The following is a 15,553-nucleotide window of genomic DNA, read 5'->3' as shown; positions in this document are numbered from 1 at the left end:
GCTCGCGGATTCCTCGGGCCCGTCCCCCCAGGTGCGTCACCTCGGGGCTCACGGGCTCCTCGAACCCGTCCCCCCAGGTGCGTCACCTCGGGGCTCACGGGCTCCTCGAACCCGTCCCTGCGGGCGCCTCACCTCGGGGCTCGCGGATTCCTCGGACGCGTCCCCGCGGGTGCCTCGGGCCCGTCCCCGCGGGTGCCTCACCTCGGCGCTCGCGGGCTCCTCGCCCCCGCCGCCCTCACCCCGGTCCCTACTCCAGGGGGCTCCACCCTCCCGACCCGGGCTCGCGTCGGAGCCCGGCCGAGCACCGCGCGGGCTGCCGCCTGGGGACCCGGAGGACCTCGGCCGTCCGGAGGCGCTCGCGCCAGCTGGAAGGCAGGCCTGCGGCCGGGTCGAGGCGGTCACCGTCCGCACCCACCGTCGGCGCCCACTACTCGGAGCCTCGTTGCCCCCGTCGTGAGGGCCTGCCCGCGGCGGGGCCCGCCGCTCGCACTCGGGCGGATGGCCGCCGGACGGGTCCCGCTGAAGGAGCCTCGAGCCGTCGTGTGCCGGTCGCCGCCGGAGGCCTTCCTCGGGGTGGCGGGTGAAGATGGAGTCGAGAGGTGGTAGAGGACTCTCAGGACCCTCAAGACCCTCAGCGACAGAGAGGTCGGCCGTGGGCAGTCACGACCTGGACGATGTGGCCCGCCGGCGGTTCGACGTGGCGGATGCCGTTCCCCTGCTGCTCGACGCGCGGGGGGTGGTGACCAGCTGGACCAGGGATGCCGAACGACTGTTCGGCTATGGGGCCGCGGAGGCCGTGGGCAAGGATCTTGCCGGGCTGCTGACGGTCGTGGACGCCGCGCGGGTGCCGGACGTGCTGGAGGTGTGCCGTCGGTCCGGGGGGTGGGCGGGGCTGCTGTCGGCCCGCCGCAAGGACCAGCAGCCGGTGCCGGTGATGGCGCGGATCACCTCGGCGGACGAGCCCGGCGGGCCGGGGCGCTGGCTGGTCCTGGTGAACGAGATGGGCGAGGCGCACGGCTGGAGCATGAGCCGGTCCGTGCTGGAACAGATGGTCGCCGGTTCGCCGATCGGCATCGCGATCGTGGACACGGACCTGCGGTTCGTGTGGTCGAACACGGCCCTGTCCCAGTTCGGCGGCGGCGCGCCCGACAGCCGGCTGGGGCTGCGGCTGGCGGACGTGCAGCCGGGGTTCGACGCGCAGGCGGTGGAGGCGCGGATGCGGCAGGTGCTGGAGACGGGCGAGCCCGTCGTCGGCTACGAGCACGTCGGGCGCCTGCGGGCCGCACCGCACCGCGAGACGGCGCACATGCTGTCGTTCACCCGTCTGGACGACGACCGCCGCCGGCCGATGGGCGTCTACTACACGGTCGTGGACATCACCGACCGGCACCGCGCGCGGCAGCGCCTCGGTCTCCTGGACCGGGCCGGCCGGCACATCGGCCGCAGCCTGGACATCGCCCGGACCGCGCAGGAACTCGCCGAGGTGGTGGTGCCGGGTTTCGCCGACGCCGTAGCCGTGGATCTCCTGGAGTCGGTGCTGCGGGGTGCCGAGCCCGTGGTGGGGCGGGCCGAGGAACCGGACGGGTCCGTGGCGCTGCGCCGGGCCGGCCGGCGGTCGGCGGCCGACGGCTCGCGGGCGGGCGACTCACGGGCGGACGACTCGCGGACGGACGGCTCATGGGCCGACGGGGAGACGCCGCGGGCGGACACCGGGGAAACGGAGTCCGGCGCCGAGGCCGTCGTGGTTCACCGGGCCGGGTCCCCCGCGGTCCGCTGTCTGGTGACCGGGCGGACCTGGCGCGGGGAACGGCTCGGACCGGACGCCGCGGACTGGGGCCCCGGCCTTCCCCCGCTGGGCGCCGGCGCGGGCCCGCCGAGCGTGCTGATCGTGCCCGTGCGGGCGCGCGGCGCCACCCTGGGCGTGACCACGTTCCTGCGGCGCGCCACCCAGGAGCCGTTCTGCGACGAGGACGTGACGCTGGCCGAGGACCTCGTCTCGCGCGCCGCCGTCTGCGTGGACAACGCCCGCCGCTACACCCGCGAGCGCGACGCGGCCCTGGTGCTCCAGCGCAGCCTGCTGCCGCACCGGCTGCCCGAGCAGGAGGCGGTGGAGGTCGCCGCCTGTTACCGGCCTGCGGACGAGCTGACCGGTCTCGGCGGCGACTGGTACGACCTCATCCCGCTCTCGGGGGCCCGTGTCGCCCTCGTCGTGGGCGAGGTGCAGGGGCACGGCATCGACGCCGCCGCGGCCATGGGGCGGCTGCGCACCGCCGTCCGCACCCTCGCCGCCCTGGAGCTGCCGCCCGACGAGGTGCTGGCCCATCTGGACGACCTGGTGGCCCGCACGGCGCAGGAGGACGGGACGGACGGCGGGGAGTCCGACGAGGAGGACGGGACACGGGCGGTGGGGGCCGGGTGTCTCTATGTGGTCTACGACCCCGTCGACGGACGGTGTGCGATGGCCGCCGCCGGACATCCCGCCCCGGCGGTCGCCCTGCCCGACGGCACGATCACGTTCGTGGACCTGCCGCAGGGACCGCCGCTGGGCGCGGGCGGACCGCCGTTCGAGTCGGCCGAGCTGCTGCTGCCGGAGGGCAGCACGCTGGCGCTGCACACGGACGGGCTGCTGACCCAGGGTGAGCAGGGGACGCCGGACGCCGCCCGGGAGCGGCTGGTGCGAGCCCTGAGAGCACGGACCGACTCCCTCGACCTGCGCTGCCGGACGGTGATCGACGTGCTGGTCCCGGACCGCCCGCACGACGACGTGGCCCTGTTGATGGCCCGTACCCGGCGGCTGTCCCCGGACCGGGTCGCGGAGTGGGACCTGCCCGCCGATCCGGCCGCGGTCGCCGAGGCCCGCAAGGCCGCGGTCCGCCGACTGGCGGAGTGGGGTCTCGCGGAGCTGTCGTTCACCACCGAGCTGGTCGTCAGCGAACTGGTCACCAACGCCATCCGGTACGCCACCGGCCCGATCCGGCTGCGCCTGATCCGTGAGCGCGCCCTGGTCTGCGAGGTGCACGACGGAGGCGCCACGACCCCGCACGTGCGCCATCCGCGCACCACCGACGAGGGCGGCCGGGGCCTGTTGCTGGTCTCCCAGGTGACCCGGCGCTGGGGCACGCGTTTCGTCCCCGACGGGAAGATCATCTGGGCCGAGCAGTCGCTCACCGACCCCGACGTCTGACACGCCCACCCCGACGTCTGACACGCCCTCGACCCCACCCCTCGGCGGCGCACGTCCTGGGCGAACGACGGCGCGCCACCACCGGACGGGGCGTGGCCGGCCGTGGCCGGCTCGGCGATCGACCACGCCCGCGGTGTCGCGGGCCGTCCCCGGCGTGGTGGCCCTGCTCGACCGGGCCACCGCCCACCGTCATACGCCCGCCCCCGCCAACCTGCCCCAGTCCCTCACAGACGGTCACCGTCCGCGCCACGGTCGCCTGCCGACGCTGTGGCCGACGCCCACGGACCGGTGGAACGGCGACGTGAGACGCCGGACCGGCGGACCGGCGGCGCGAGGCGATCGACACCGGGCACGCACGCCTCGCCGGCTTCCTCTCCCCCACCGGCACGCCGACCCGGGAGGAACTCGCCGCCGCCGTCCTGCCGGAGCTGCGCCGCACGGCGGTGTCACCGACGGCACGGCCGTGGTCGTCGTCAGGCCCGACCGTCGGCAGCGCTGGGCCGGGACGGCTCGTGACGTCGACGCGCGCGGGTTCCCGCCGTACGCCGCCCCGCCTAGACTTGCACCCCACACCATGCTGGTTGACCTGCTGGAACACGGCGGTTGAGCCGATCCGCCGGATTGAGGAGCCACCCGTTGTTCTACTACCTCCTGAAATACGTGGTGCTGGGACCGCTGCTGCGCCTGGTGTTCCGGCCCCGCATCGAGGGGCTCGAACACGTGCCGGCGTCGGGAGCGGCGATCGTCGCGGGCAACCATCTGTCGTTCTCGGACCACTTCCTGATGCCGGCGATCCTCAAGCGGCGTATCACGTTCCTCGCGAAGGCCGAGTACTTCACGGGCCCCGGTATCAAGGGCCGGCTGACCGCCGCCTTCTTCCGCAGTGCGGGGCAGATCCCGGTCGACCGCTCCGGCAAGGACGCCGGCCAGGCCGCCATCCGCGAGGGCCTCGGGGTCCTGGGCAAGGACGAGTTGCTCGGGATCTACCCGGAGGGAACCCGCTCGCACGACGGCCGCCTCTACAAGGGCAAGGTCGGTGTCGCGGTGATGGCCCTGCGGGCCGGGGTGCCCGTCGTGCCGTGCGCGATGATCGGCACGTTCGAGGCACAGCCGCCCGGCAGGAAGATCCCGAGGATGCACCCCGTGGCGATCCGCTTCGGCGAGCCCCTCGACTTCTCCCGGTACGCCGGTATGGAGGGCGAGAAGGCGATCCTGCGGGCGATCACCGACGAGATCATGTACGCGATCCTGACGCTGTCCGGCCAGGAGTACGTCGACCGGTACGCGGCGGAGGTCAAGGCGGAGGAAGCGGCGGCGGCGAAGGAGAAGGCGCGCAGGTTCCCCCGGCTGCCGACGCGCTGACACCGGACGGACGCGCGCACGACAGCGGGACGGTAGGGGTGAGGGGCGGCCGGATGATCCGGCCGCCCCTCACCGTCGTGTCAGCAGCTACGGCCGGGTCGTGGCGGTGCTCACGGCTTGGGCGTCGCGTGCGGGGCGCAGGTCACGTCCGCGGTGTCCAGCCTGCCCGTGAGGAGGTAGGTGTCCACCCGGGTGTTGACGCAGGAGTTGACCAGGCCGGTGACGCCGTGGGAGCCCGCGCCCTTCTCGGTGATCAGGCGGGAGCCCTTGAAACGCTGGTGCAGTGCGACGGCGCCCTCGTAGGGGGTGGCCGCGTCCCGCTCGGACTGCACGATGAGCACCGGCGGAAGGCCCTTGTGGGTCTTGACGTTCACCGGGGTCTGCTGCTTGACCGGCCAGGTGGCGCACGGCAGGTTCATCCAGGCGTTGGCCCAGGTCATGAACGGGTGGTCCTTGTGCAGACGCGTGTTGTCGCGGTTCCACCTGTTCCAGCTGGTGGGCCACTTGGCGTCGGCGCACTCGACCGCCGTGTAGACGGCGTTGCCGTTCTCCGAAGTGGCGTTGCCCGCCGTGTCCGACAGGTCGGGGGCCGCGGCGTCGACGAGAGCCTGTACGTCGCCGGCGACGTACTTGCTGAAGACGGTGGCGACCGGGACCCACGAGGAGTCGTAGTACGGGGCGCTCTGGAAGAACGAGATCAGCTCGGCGGGGCCGACGACGCCGCCGAGGGGGCTCTTCTTGGCCGTGGCGCGCAGATCGAGCCACTTGGCCTGGACGGCGGCGCGGGTGGTGCCGAGGTGGAAGGTCGCGTCGTTGGCGGCGACCCAGTCCTGCCAGTCCTTCCAGCGACCCTCGAAGGCGACGTCCTGGTCCAGGTTGGCCTGGTACCAGATCTTCTCCCGCGAGGGGTTCACCACGCTGTCGACGACCATACGGCGCACGTGCCCGGGGAACAGGGTGCCGTAGACGGCTCCGAGGTAGGTGCCGTAGGAGACGCCGAGGAAGTTCAGCTTCTTCTCGCCGAGGGCGGCGCGGATGACATCGAGGTCCCGCACGGTGTTCGGCGTCGTCATGTACGGCAGCATGTCGCCGCTGCGCTCGTAGCAGCCCTCGGCGTACTCGCGGGCGAGCTTGCGCTGGGCGCGCTTGTCGGCCTCGGTGTCCGGGACCGGATCGGCCTTGGGCGCCTTGACGAACTCCTGCGGGTCTACGCAGGAGATGGGCGCGGAGTGGCCGACGCCGCGCGGGTCGAAGCCCACGAAGTCGTACGCCTTGGCGGTGTTGGCCCACAGGGGGGCCTTGGTGGTGACCCGGCGCGGGAAGCGCATGCCGGAGCCGCCGGGGCCGCCGGGGTTGTAGACGAGGGCGCCCTGGCGCTCCTCCTTGGTCCCGGTGCTGCCGACGCGGTCGACGGCGATCTCGATCTGCTTGCCGTGGGGCTTGGCGTAGTCGAGCGGCACGGTCACGTAGCCGCACTGGATGGGCTTCTCCAGCCCCCAGTCGGCCGGACAGTCGTGCCAGTCGATGCCGGCCTTCGCGGCCCGGTCGGCGGCGATCGCGGCGCCCCGCATCTCGCGGTCCTGCCCCGACCGGTCGCTGGTCGCGCTGGCGGTCGGCGCCATGACCGCGCCGGCCACCAGCGTCGCGGCGACGAGTGCGCCGGCCGAGCCGAGCGCCGCCGTCCGTCTGGTCGGTCGTATGTCCCTCAAGTGGACCCTCCGCGTATGTCGGTTCGTCAGTCCAGAACGTCAGTACGGGGATCCTTGCCGCTGTGAGGTCCCTGAGAACAGGTGTCGTTGACCTTCTTTGCCAATCCGATAACCGGAGCAGCGCGTCCCGCTCACCGGATGAACGGCGGCGTCACGTCAGGGACTCGAGGGCCGCGTCCAGGACGCGCCGCAGTCGCAGGCCGTCCGGCGAGACCGCCGTGACCAGGGCGGCCGGCCCGGCCAGCGGCACGAGTGCGGCGCTGTCACCGAGCACCTGGGCGGTGACCGGGGTGTGCGCGAACTCCGGCCGCACCACCAGGAGTTGTCCGACGGCTCGGTGTCCCGCCAGAACGGCGGGCCCGTCCCAGCCGCCGGGAGCGCCCGGCCCGCAGGCCAGTTCCTGGTCGAGGAGGGGCCGTCCGCCGATCCGGACGACAAGTCGGCTGGTGAGCCTGCCGGGTTCCTCGCCCGCCCGGCCGAGCACCTGCTCCTCGCGCAGGACGAGCCGGGCACCCGGATCCAGGTCGGCGCGGGTGGTGACGTACAGCTCGCTGCCCCGCGCGGAGATCAACGGCTCGGGCAGCCAGTGCAGTTCGCCACCGTCGGCGACGGACAGCCGCACCGCGTAGTGGGACTCGTCCTTGACCTGGCCGGGCAGGGCGATGGTGGCGGCGGCCGAGCCGACGCGCAGCCGGGCACCGCTGCCGACGTCCGCCTCGACGGCGAAGCGGTCGCCGCCGAGGGGGCCGCTCATCGCGCCGACCAGCACGACACGGGCCTCGCCGGCCTCGCCGCGGGTCCGCCGCGGTGCGAGCGGGCCGTCGCTCTCCAGCACGGGCAGGGCGGTGCCGCCGCGACCGTCCGCACGGGCCCGGATCCGCGCGGTGGCGTGCACCCCGCTCATGTCACGCCGTCCACACGGCGAGCTGCTCCCGCACCCACGCGGCGACCTCCCGTACGCCGTCCTCGCTCCGCAACGACTGGAACACGACGGGCAGTTCGGCGCGTTGCGCCTTCGCGTCGGCGGCCATCCGGCCCAGGTCGGAGCCGACGTACGGCGCGAGGTCGGTCTTGTTGACGACGAGGAGGTCCGCGGTGGTGACACCGGGCCCGCCCTTGCGGGGGATGTCGTCCCCGCCGGCGACGTCGATGACGAAGATCTGCGCGTCCACGAGCCCTTTGGAGAAGGTGGCGGTGAGGTTGTCGCCACCGGACTCGACGAGCACGAGATCCAGCGGCCCGACCTCGTCCTCCAGGTCCTCCACCGCTTCGAGGTTGGCGGAGATGTCGTCCCGGATCGCGGTGTGCGGGCAGGCCCCCGTCTCGACGGCCGTGATCCGCTCGGGCGGCAGCACGGCCTCCCGCAGCAGGAACTCGGCGTCCTCGCGGGTGTAGATGTCGTTGGTGACGACGGCCAGCGACAGCTCGTCCCGCAGCGCCCGGCAGAGCGCGGCCACGGTGGCCGTCTTCCCGGACCCCACCGGCCCCCCGAGTCCGACCCGGAACGCCCGCCGGGCACCGTCCGGACGACGAGCGTCGGCACTGACGGCGGCGGGCCCGTGAGGGGAGTGCTCGAGATGCATGTACGACTCCTTTGCGACCGGCTGGGCACGGCGCCCGTCCGGCGTGTGAGGGCGAGGCCCGTTCAGGGCCGAGGGAAGGGTCCGGGAGCGCGGCCCCCGGGAAGGGACGGGGAGGGAGCGGCGGGGACGGCGGGGGCGGCGGGGGCGAAACTCCTCATGAGGCGAACAACCGCACACCCCACGCGGCGTGCACCTCCGCCCCGATCTCCAGCAGCGGCGCGGACGCCGAGGGCAGGGCACCGACCCCCTCCGCCAGCACCCCCACCCCCGCGACGACCGCCCGGTCGACGATCCGGTCCACCTCCGGAGCGACCCGCGCCAGCACGGCCGTGGCCTCGAACGGATCGAGACTCAGCAGCCGCACGACCGCCGAGGCCGGCCCGCTCACACTCTCGTACGCCGCGCAGTACGCCGCGTCCGAAGCCCCGAGCCCGGCGGCACGAGCCGTCAGCCCGAGCACCACCGGCTGATGCGCCCCCTTGGGGAACGCGCGCGCCAGGGCGTCGAGGTCGGCATCCGGCCAGGTGGACCGCGCCGCCCGCATCAGCTGCCGCCCGAGCCGCCGCGCCGCCCCCCGCAGCGCGGGCGACGGCGTCCGCGCGTCGGCGGCGGCGTCCAGTGCGACGGGGTCGGCCCCGGCCGCCGCGGCCGCGGCCAGCGCCGCCGCCACCAGCCCGGCCGTGTGCAGCCGGCCCCGGCAGAAGTCCTCCAGGTCCGCCGCACCGGTGATCCGACCCGCCTTGACGGCTTCCTCCGCCCCGCCGGAGTGCGCGTGCCCGCCGGCGGGGAAGCGGCCGTCGGCCAGGACGAGAAGTGCCGCCCGGCTCATCGCGGACCCACCGCGAGACTCGTCAGGGCACTCATCAGAACAGGAAGTAACGCTGGGCCATGGGCAGTTCGGCCGCCGGCGTCGCCTCGACCAGTTCGCCGTCGATGCGCACGGCGAAGCTGTCGGGATCGACCTCGACCCGCGGGCGGGCGTCGTTCTCCCGCATGTCGGCCTTGGTCACCCCACGCGTGGAGTCGATCGCGAGGAACTTCTTGCCGAGCTGGAGGCGTTCGGGGAGTCCGTCCTCGATCGCCAGCGGGGCGACGAAGGTGAACGAGTTGGAGGCCGGCGCCCGGCCGATCGCCCCGAACATCGGGCGCGGCAGGATCGGCTGCGGGGTGGGGATGGAGGCGTTGGCGTCGCCCATCTGCGCGTACGCGATCTGCCCGCCCTTGATGACGAGATGCGGCTTGACGCCGAAGAACGGCGGTTCCCACAGGACGAGGTCGGCCAGTTTGCCGGTCTCCACGGAGCCGATCTCCCTCGCCAGGCCCTGGGCGAGCGCGGGGTTGATCGTGTACTTGGCGACATAGCGGCGTACCCGGTGGTTGTCCGCGCCGCCGTCCCCGGGCAGTGCGCCCCTGCGTCGCTTCATCACGTGCGCCGTCTGCCAGGTCCGCAGGATCACCTCTCCGACCCGCCCCATCGCCTGGGAGTCGGAGGAAATGATCGAGATGGCACCGAGGTCGTGGAGGATGTCCTCGGCGCCGATCGTGGAGGGCCTGATCCGGGATTCGGCGAAGGCGAGGTCCTCCGGCACCGCCGGGTTCAGGTGGTGGCAGACCATCAGCATGTCGAGGTGTTCCTCGGCGGTGTTGACGGTGTACGGCCGGGTCGGGTTGGTGGAACTGGGCAGTACGTGCGGCTGGGAGACGACGGTCATGATGTCGGGCGCGTGCCCGCCGCCCGCGCCCTCGGTGTGGTACGCGTGGATGCCGCGCCCGGCGATCGCCGCGAGGGTGTCGCCCACGAAGCCGGCCTCGTTCAGCGTGTCCGTGTGGATCGCGACCTGGATGCCGGTGCGGTCGGCGACCGTGAGGGAGGCGTCGATGACGGCCGGGGTGGAGCCCCAGTCCTCGTGCAGCTTCAGGCCCAGCGCACCGCCCCGGATCTGGGAGAGCATCGCCTCGTGCGAGACGGTGTTGCCCTTGCCGAGGAAGCCGACGTTGAGCGGGTACTGCTCCATCGCCTCCATCATGCGGGCCAGGTGCCAGGGGCCGGGCGTGACGGTCGTCGCCTTCGATCCCTCGGCCGGCCCGGTGCCTCCGCCGACCAGGGTCGTCACACCCGAGGACAGCGCCTCGTCGGCGATCTGGGGGCAGATGAAGTGGACGTGCGCGTCGACCGCGCCGGCCGTGAGGATCCGCCCGTTGCCGGCGATGACCTCGGTCTCGGGTCCGATCACCAGGTCCGGGTGGACGCCGTCCATGGTGTCCGGGTTGCCGGCCTTGCCGATGCCGGTGATGCGGCCGTCGCGGATGCCGACGTCGGCCTTCACGATGCCCCAGTGGTCGACGACGACGGCCCCGGTGATCACGGTGTCCGGGGTGCCCTCCGCGCGGGTGGCCCGCGCCTGGCCCATGGACTCCCGGATGACCTTGCCGCCGCCGAACACCGCTTCGTCACCGGCGAGACCGGGTCCGCCGGAACGGTCCTCCTCGATCTCGATGAGCAGGTCGGTGTCGGCGAGCCTGATGCGGTCCCCGGTGGTCGGGCCGAACAGGTCGGCGTACGCGGCACGCGAGATCTCAGGCATCGAGGGCACCTCCGGTCTCCCCGCGCAGCCCGTGCACGACGCGGGCGCCGGCGAGCGGTACCAGTTCGACCTCGACGGGGATCCCGGGTTCGAAGCGCACGGCGGTACCGGCGGCGACGTTCAGCCTCTTGCCGCGCGCGGCGGCGCGGTCGAACTCCAGGCCGGGATTGGCCTCGGCGAAGTGGTAGTGGGAGCCGACCTGGACGGGCCGGTCGGCGGCGTTGAGGACGGTGAGCCGGGTGACCTCGCGGCCCGCGTTGTAGACGATCGGGCCCGAGGCGAACAGGATCTCTCCGGGAATCATCGGGGCCCCCTCAGACGATCGGGTCGTGGACGGTGACGAGCTTGGTGCCGTCCGGGAAGGTCGCCTCGACCTGCACGTCGTGGATCATCTCGGGGATGCCCTCCATGACGTCGTCGCGGGTGAGCAGCGTGCGGCCGGAGGCCATCAGCTCGGCGACGGTACGGCCGTCCCGCGCGCCCTCGAGGATGTGTGCCGTGATGAGGGCGACCGCCTCGGGGTGGTTGAGCTTGAGCCCACGGGCCCGGCGCTTCTCGGCGACGTCGGCCGCCACATGGATCAGCAGCCTCTCCTGCTCGTGCGGGGTCAGTTGCACGTCCCACCTCACATCCTCGCTCCGGACCGTGCGGGGCCCGGTTGCCGCGGCCATCGGGCAAAGTGCCTGGTGGCGTGGAGCGGCAGGCTAGTGGGACCGCATTTCGACGACGTTAACCGAGCGGTGATCCCCGAGGCCTCGGCTGTTCGGCCACTCGGCGCCCGCTCCGCACGCGCGCGACGGCCCGCGGGCCGTCTCACGGGGACGTCGAGGAGGGCCGGGCCGAAGAAGGCCGTCCGGGCCGAAGCGGGTCCTGCGGGGCCGGGAAGCTTCGGGGCGAAGGGGGTCCTGCGGGGCGCAAGGCCTCGGGCCGAAGAGGGTCCTGCGGGGCGCAAGGCTTCGAGCTGAAGAGGGTCCTGCGGGGCGCAAGGCCTCGGGCCGAAGAGGGTCCTGCGGGGCGCAAGGCCTCGGGCCGAAGAGGGTCCTGCGGGGCGCAAGGCCTCGGGCTGAAGAGGGTCCTGCGGGGCGCAAGGCCTCGGGCTGAAGAGGGTCCTGCGGGCCGGGAGGCTCTCGGCCGGAGGGGGCCCTCCGGGCCGGAGCCGCCGACCGGGCCGGGAGGCCCCTCGGCGATCCGCCTCCGGACCGGTCACCGCGCCGTGGCCGTCGGCGGCGGCGGCGGCGGCGCAAATTGCTGTGGGCGCGGCCGTGGTGCCGACGACCAGGGGCCGGCCCGGCACGGACCCTCACATGGCGGGGGCGCCCCGGCTCGTCCGACCTGTCTCGCGTGCCGTCTCGCGCGTCCGTCTCGCGTGTCCGTCCGCGCTTTCCGCGAGGTCGCCGACGAGCGCGGGCCCCAGCAGGGGCTCGCCGCCGCCCGTGAGCATCAGGACCTCCGGACGGTCCCCGGCGGTGAAGCCGCCGACGAAGCGGCGCAGCGCCTCGGCCGGAGTGTCCTCCCCCCCGCGGCCCCGACGAGGTGGAGCAGTGGGCGCAGGTCGGCGGGCAGCGCCTGGTGAGGGTGGCGAGGAGCCCGGCAGCCGGCACCGGACGCAGCTCGATGATCTCCGCCAGCCGCATCGCGTCACCTCGCGCCCGGACCGCGCGCCCGGGCCGAGTGGTCAAGGGAGGTCCGGCCCGAGGTGTTCCGCCGTCATGCCGAACGGCTGCCGTTCGCGGGAGACGGACGCCACGTCGCGGACGGCCGAGACCGAGCCGACCAGCTGCTCCCCGGCCGAGGCGTCGAGCGCGTCGCGCGCGTCGAGTCGCTCCAGGTCGGCGGCGGAGACGAGGGCGACGAGGGGCTTGCCGTGCCGCGTCACGACGACGCGCTCACCGCCGTACACCACCCGGTTGATCAGGTCGGCGAGTTCAGCCCTGGCTTGTGTCACCGGAATCTCGTAGGCCATGACCCCATTTTACCGACACGTACGGCCTGTACATTTTTTACAGATGCCGAAGGAGGGGGTACCCATGAGCCGACCATCCGCCCGTCACGCGCGGGAACGGGTCGCGCCCGGCCGCGGGGTCACCGGCGGCGCGCCGGACGCGGGGTGAGCCGCCGATGCTTCCCGAACTGCCACCGCTGCCCGCGCTGACGAGCGCCGAGGCCGAGCTGATCGACCGTTACCTGGAGGTGGTCGACCTGGTCGGCCGCATCAACCCGGCCCGGCCGGGCGACACCTACGGCGGACTGCGGGCCGCCCAGGCACTGGTGAGCCGGGCGACCGCGCTGCGGGACGCGCTGACCCTGATGCACCAGCGGGGCGAGAGCGAACTGCACGCGCCGACCCTCGCGCGGGCGCTGCGCGTCCTCGACGGGGAGCGCCGGACGGCGCGCGTCACGATGCCGCCGCTCTCCGACAGTTGACCCTCGTCCGTCCGGGCGTGGCGGACGGCGTCCGGGTGCCTCGCGTCCGGACCGGGACTCAAACGGACCAAACGGCGTACCCCTGTTCGGAGTATCCGGGACGGCGCCTCCGACCCCCATAAGTTGCGCCGAGGACGGCGAAAGTGGGCGGAATCCGGGGTTCCTTCGCTGGTCGGAGGCCCTGTGGCACCTTGACACCTGATCGAACATCAGGGTGTCCACCCGAACGGGTGAGTGGTGAGTAACCCCACAAATCCCCGGTTCCGTTGGGATTTTCGGACATCGGTGAGCCAAGATCCCTGACTGACGACAAGCCCCCGCCACAAGCGGCGGGGCGGTCCGGGCGGACGCCGAGTCCTGCCGCCGCCCGGATGCCCGAGTCGACAGAAGTGCATCGGCAGGAGTGGAGGACCCGAGCAAGCCGGGTCGCCGGACCGGTCGTCCCCGCCAGGGGAGGCACCGGGCCGAGCAACCCTTGGGGTGAAGCCGCGTCAGCGGCCGGGCAACTTCGCCAGCCCGAATCCGACAGGTCATCCTTCACAGGCGGCTGACGAAGGGTTGCGCATGACTGCGCTCAATCGTGTCCCGTCGCTCATGGCCCGGGCCGGTACGGCCTCGGCGTTCGCCATCGCCGCCGTCGGCGGCTCGATCGTGGTCCCCGGTGTCGCCGCCGACGCCGCGGCCGCCACACCGGCGACGAAGGCATTGAAGATCGCGGCCTCGAAGAAGGGCTCCCCGTACCGGTACGGGGCCACCGGACCGAACAGGTTCGACTGCTCCGGGCTGACGCTGTACTCGTTCAAGAAGGCCGGCAAGAAGCTGCCGCGCACGGCAGCCCAGCAGTACAACAAGACGCGCCACATCTCCGCCGGCAGCCGCAAGGCCGGGGACCTGGTCTTCTTCCACTCGGGGTCGAGCGTCTACCACGTCGGGATCTACGCCGGTAAGGGCAAGATCTGGCACTCCCCGAAGACCGGGGACGTGGTGCGGCTGCAGAAGATCTGGACCAAGAGCGTCTGGTACGGCCGGGTCAAGTGACCTCCCGGGGCGGTGACGGCGTCCTGACGCGCCGCCACCGCCCCGGGTTCCGTGCCCGGCCCGCGAGGGGCGCTCCGTGGCTCAGGGCGGCCCCTGGGGCCCGTCAGGGCTCCTGCCGGACCACCGCCGTCACCGGCACCCCGCTCGCGGTGGGTTCGGCGGGCTCGACGGGGACCGTCCAGGGCAGCTCGATGAAGACGGTCTTGCCGCCCTCGCGCGTGGGGCGGACCCGCAGCCTTCCGCCGCACTCCGCGGTCAGCCATCTGATGATCACCAAGCCTCGGCCGTTGTCCTGCTGGACGGCGGCCGGCAGTCGTTGGGGGAAGCGCGGGTGACTGTCGGTGACGCCGATGTGGAGCCGCTCGTCGCGGTCGAGCACGAGGTCCACCGTGAAGGTGGGCGACTGCCCGAAGGTGTGCTGTACGGCGTTGGTGGCCAGCTCCGAGACGATCAGGCGGACGGTGTCGGCAAGCTCCGCGGCGGTGGGGAGACCCCACCGCGCGAGGGTGTCGAGCACGTAGGTGCGGGCAGTGGACACCGAGGCGGGATCGCTCGGCAGAGTGACGGATGCTTCCAGGTGATCTGCCATGGCGACGTCGTCCCTTTCCCACGGGACCGGAGTCCAACACGGTGCGGATGGTTCGAGTACGGTCCCGGACTGGTGCTTCGCCGCCAGAGTGCCATCACCGCGCCGGTCACGCGTGGCGATCCACCAACATGTGCATATATCTGTCGCTCGATGCGGTGAACTCTGCTAGGGCAGAGCGTATTTGCACGGCCCGGAGGGAGTAAGGAGGATCCCATGCAGCACGGTCCCGCGGTGCGCCGCCGAAAGCTGGGCGCCGAACTGCGGGCGCTGCGCGCCCGCGCGGGGCTCACCAGTGGTGAGGCGGCCAGGCTCGTGGGCTGGCACCAGTCGAAGGTGAGCCGGATCGAGACCGGCACCAGTGGCACGAAACCGGCCGATGTGCGGTTACTCCTCGACGCCTACCGCGTGGACGACGCTCAGCTGCGGGGACTGATGCTGGCGTTGGCCGGATCGGTCGAGGGTGACGGCCGGGAGCACTGGTGGCACGCCTATCGCGGGGTCCTGCCGCCCACCTACCGGGACTTCATCAGCCTGGAGTCGCAGGCGAGCGCGATGCGCACCCTGGAGACGACCGTCGTGCCGGGCCTTCTGCAGACTCCCGCGTACGCCCGTGAAGTGACCCGGGCCGCGGTGGAGGGCCTCGACGAGGAGCGGCTGGACACGCTGGTGGAGGTGCGGCTGGCCAGGCAGGGCGTGTTGCGGGCCCGGCCGCCGCTGGAGATGGACGCGGTGCTCGACGAGGCGGTGCTGCGGCGGGAGGTGGGCGGTCCGGAGGTGATGGCCCATCAGCTGGAACGGCTGAGGGAGGCGGCGCGGCTGCCCCAGGTCAGGCTCCAGGTGCTGCCGTTCAGCGCCGGGGCGCACATCGGTGTCACCGGCTCTTTCGTTATCTTCTCATTTGCGAGCGCTTCTGATCTGGATGTGGTTGTTCTCGACCACTTGACGAGTAGCCTCTACCTCGAGCGGAAAGAAGACCTCCAGGCCTACACCGAGGCCTTCAACGCCCTTCGGGCACACGCGCTTTCGCCCGGGGACTCACTGGACTACCTCGCCGCGATAGGTGACGGCGCGTAGGGAGG

14 protein-coding genes and 1 riboswitch are annotated in these 15,553 nt (G+C 72.9%); of the genes, 5 read left to right on the top strand and 9 right to left on the bottom strand.

What is annotated here, in order from left to right; all coding sequences use genetic code 11:
- The first annotated feature begins 652 nt into the window (after positions 1-652).
- On the top strand, positions 653-3,184 hold the full coding sequence (locus ACFYO5_RS06815) for a SpoIIE family protein phosphatase (RefSeq protein ID WP_388705056.1): 2,532 nt from the start codon (positions 653-655) through the stop codon (positions 3,182-3,184).
- Positions 3,185-3,820: 636 nt separating this feature from the next.
- Positions 3,821-4,546: a lysophospholipid acyltransferase family protein gene (locus tag ACFYO5_RS06810; RefSeq protein ID WP_388705053.1), complete on the top strand. Its 726-nt coding sequence runs from the start codon at positions 3,821-3,823 to the stop codon at positions 4,544-4,546.
- Positions 4,547-4,656: 110 nt separating this feature from the next.
- Here ACFYO5_RS06810 and ACFYO5_RS06805 read toward each other — a convergent pair whose 3' ends face one another.
- The 8 genes from ACFYO5_RS06805 to ACFYO5_RS06770 all read right to left on the bottom strand — a co-directional run bounded on the left by ACFYO5_RS06805 (position 4,657) and on the right by ACFYO5_RS06770 (position 12,386).
- Positions 4,657-6,255 (bottom strand): alpha/beta hydrolase, encoded by a 1,599-nt coding sequence (locus ACFYO5_RS06805; protein WP_388705051.1) that lies wholly within the window; start codon positions 6,253-6,255, stop codon positions 4,657-4,659.
- A 151-nt stretch (positions 6,256-6,406) separates the two neighbouring features.
- A complete protein-coding gene (locus tag ACFYO5_RS06800; protein WP_388705049.1) occupies positions 6,407-7,159 on the bottom strand; it encodes an urease accessory protein UreD in 753 nt (250 codons plus the stop codon).
- Between the two features lies 1 nt (position 7,160).
- Positions 7,161-7,838, bottom strand: a complete 678-nt coding sequence (gene ureG, locus ACFYO5_RS06795) for an urease accessory protein UreG (RefSeq protein ID WP_388705046.1) — start codon at positions 7,836-7,838, stop codon at positions 7,161-7,163.
- A 154-nt stretch (positions 7,839-7,992) separates the two neighbouring features.
- Positions 7,993-8,667, bottom strand: a complete 675-nt coding sequence (locus ACFYO5_RS06790) for an urease accessory protein UreF (protein ID WP_388705044.1) — start codon at positions 8,665-8,667, stop codon at positions 7,993-7,995.
- A 34-nt stretch (positions 8,668-8,701) separates the two neighbouring features.
- On the bottom strand, positions 8,702-10,423 hold the full coding sequence (locus tag ACFYO5_RS06785; protein WP_356562915.1) for an urease subunit alpha: 1,722 nt from the start codon (positions 10,421-10,423) through the stop codon (positions 8,702-8,704).
- Positions 10,416-10,727, bottom strand: a complete 312-nt coding sequence (locus tag ACFYO5_RS06780) for an urease subunit beta (RefSeq protein WP_388705041.1) — start codon at positions 10,725-10,727, stop codon at positions 10,416-10,418. Before ACFYO5_RS06780 ends, ACFYO5_RS06785 begins: the two co-directional genes overlap by 8 nt.
- A gap of 10 nt (positions 10,728-10,737) precedes the next feature.
- On the bottom strand, positions 10,738-11,040 hold the full coding sequence (locus ACFYO5_RS06775) for an urease subunit gamma (protein ID WP_388705038.1): 303 nt from the start codon (positions 11,038-11,040) through the stop codon (positions 10,738-10,740).
- A gap of 1,058 nt (positions 11,041-12,098) precedes the next feature.
- A complete protein-coding gene (locus ACFYO5_RS06770) occupies positions 12,099-12,386 on the bottom strand; it encodes a type II toxin-antitoxin system Phd/YefM family antitoxin (protein WP_388705034.1) in 288 nt (95 codons plus the stop codon).
- A gap of 155 nt (positions 12,387-12,541) precedes the next feature.
- Between ACFYO5_RS06770 and ACFYO5_RS06765 the strand changes: the two genes are divergently transcribed.
- Together ACFYO5_RS06765 and ACFYO5_RS06760 are read left to right on the top strand one after the other, a co-directional pair.
- Positions 12,542-12,847, top strand: coding sequence for a hypothetical protein (locus tag ACFYO5_RS06765; protein WP_356562907.1), 306 nt, complete (start codon positions 12,542-12,544; stop codon positions 12,845-12,847).
- 417 nt (positions 12,848-13,264) lie between these two features.
- A riboswitch (cyclic di-AMP (ydaO/yuaA leader) is annotated at positions 13,265-13,408 on the top strand.
- 3 nt (positions 13,409-13,411) lie between these two features.
- Entirely contained in the window at positions 13,412-13,885 is a 474-nt protein-coding gene (locus tag ACFYO5_RS06760) for a C40 family peptidase (protein ID WP_356562905.1), read from the top strand.
- Positions 13,886-13,988: 103 nt separating this feature from the next.
- Here ACFYO5_RS06760 and ACFYO5_RS06755 read toward each other — a convergent pair whose 3' ends face one another.
- Positions 13,989-14,474, bottom strand: coding sequence for an ATP-binding protein (locus tag ACFYO5_RS06755; protein WP_356562903.1), 486 nt, complete (start codon positions 14,472-14,474; stop codon positions 13,989-13,991).
- A gap of 213 nt (positions 14,475-14,687) precedes the next feature.
- Here ACFYO5_RS06755 and ACFYO5_RS06750 point away from each other — a divergent pair, with 213 nt between their 5' ends.
- A complete protein-coding gene (locus tag ACFYO5_RS06750; protein ID WP_388705029.1) occupies positions 14,688-15,548 on the top strand; it encodes a helix-turn-helix domain-containing protein in 861 nt (286 codons plus the stop codon).
- Positions 15,549-15,553 lie beyond the last annotated feature (5 nt).

Origin of the sequence: Streptomyces sp. NPDC006259, assembly GCF_042870975.1 — a bacterium.
In the GTDB taxonomy this organism is placed as follows: Bacteria; Actinomycetota; Actinomycetes; order Streptomycetales; family Streptomycetaceae; genus Streptomyces.
This window is presented reverse-complemented; position numbering and strand designations above follow the sequence as displayed.

Bases quoted from the DNA above. Each gene is read 5' to 3' on its own strand.
- ACFYO5_RS06800 (WP_388705049.1), bottom strand. From the start codon at position 7,159: ATGAGCGGGGTGCACGCCACCGCGCGGATCCGGGCCCGTGCGGACGGT.
- ureG (WP_388705046.1), bottom strand. From the start codon at position 7,838: ATGCATCTCGAGCACTCCCCTCACGGGCCCGCCGCCGTCAGTGCCGAC.
- ACFYO5_RS06790 (WP_388705044.1), bottom strand. From the start codon at position 8,667: ATGAGCCGGGCGGCACTTCTCGTCCTGGCCGACGGCCGCTTCCCCGCC.
- ACFYO5_RS06785 (WP_356562915.1), bottom strand. From the start codon at position 10,423: ATGCCTGAGATCTCGCGTGCCGCGTACGCCGACCTGTTCGGCCCGACC.
- ACFYO5_RS06780 (WP_388705041.1), bottom strand. From the start codon at position 10,727: ATGATTCCCGGAGAGATCCTGTTCGCCTCGGGCCCGATCGTCTACAAC.
- ACFYO5_RS06770 (WP_388705034.1), bottom strand. From the start codon at position 12,386: ATGGCCTACGAGATTCCGGTGACACAAGCCAGGGCTGAACTCGCCGAC.
- ACFYO5_RS06765 (WP_356562907.1), top strand. From the start codon at position 12,542: ATGCTTCCCGAACTGCCACCGCTGCCCGCGCTGACGAGCGCCGAGGCC.
- ACFYO5_RS06760 (WP_356562905.1), top strand. From the start codon at position 13,412: ATGACTGCGCTCAATCGTGTCCCGTCGCTCATGGCCCGGGCCGGTACG.
- ACFYO5_RS06755 (WP_356562903.1), bottom strand. From the start codon at position 14,474: ATGGCAGATCACCTGGAAGCATCCGTCACTCTGCCGAGCGATCCCGCC.
- ACFYO5_RS06750 (WP_388705029.1), top strand. From the start codon at position 14,688: ATGCAGCACGGTCCCGCGGTGCGCCGCCGAAAGCTGGGCGCCGAACTG.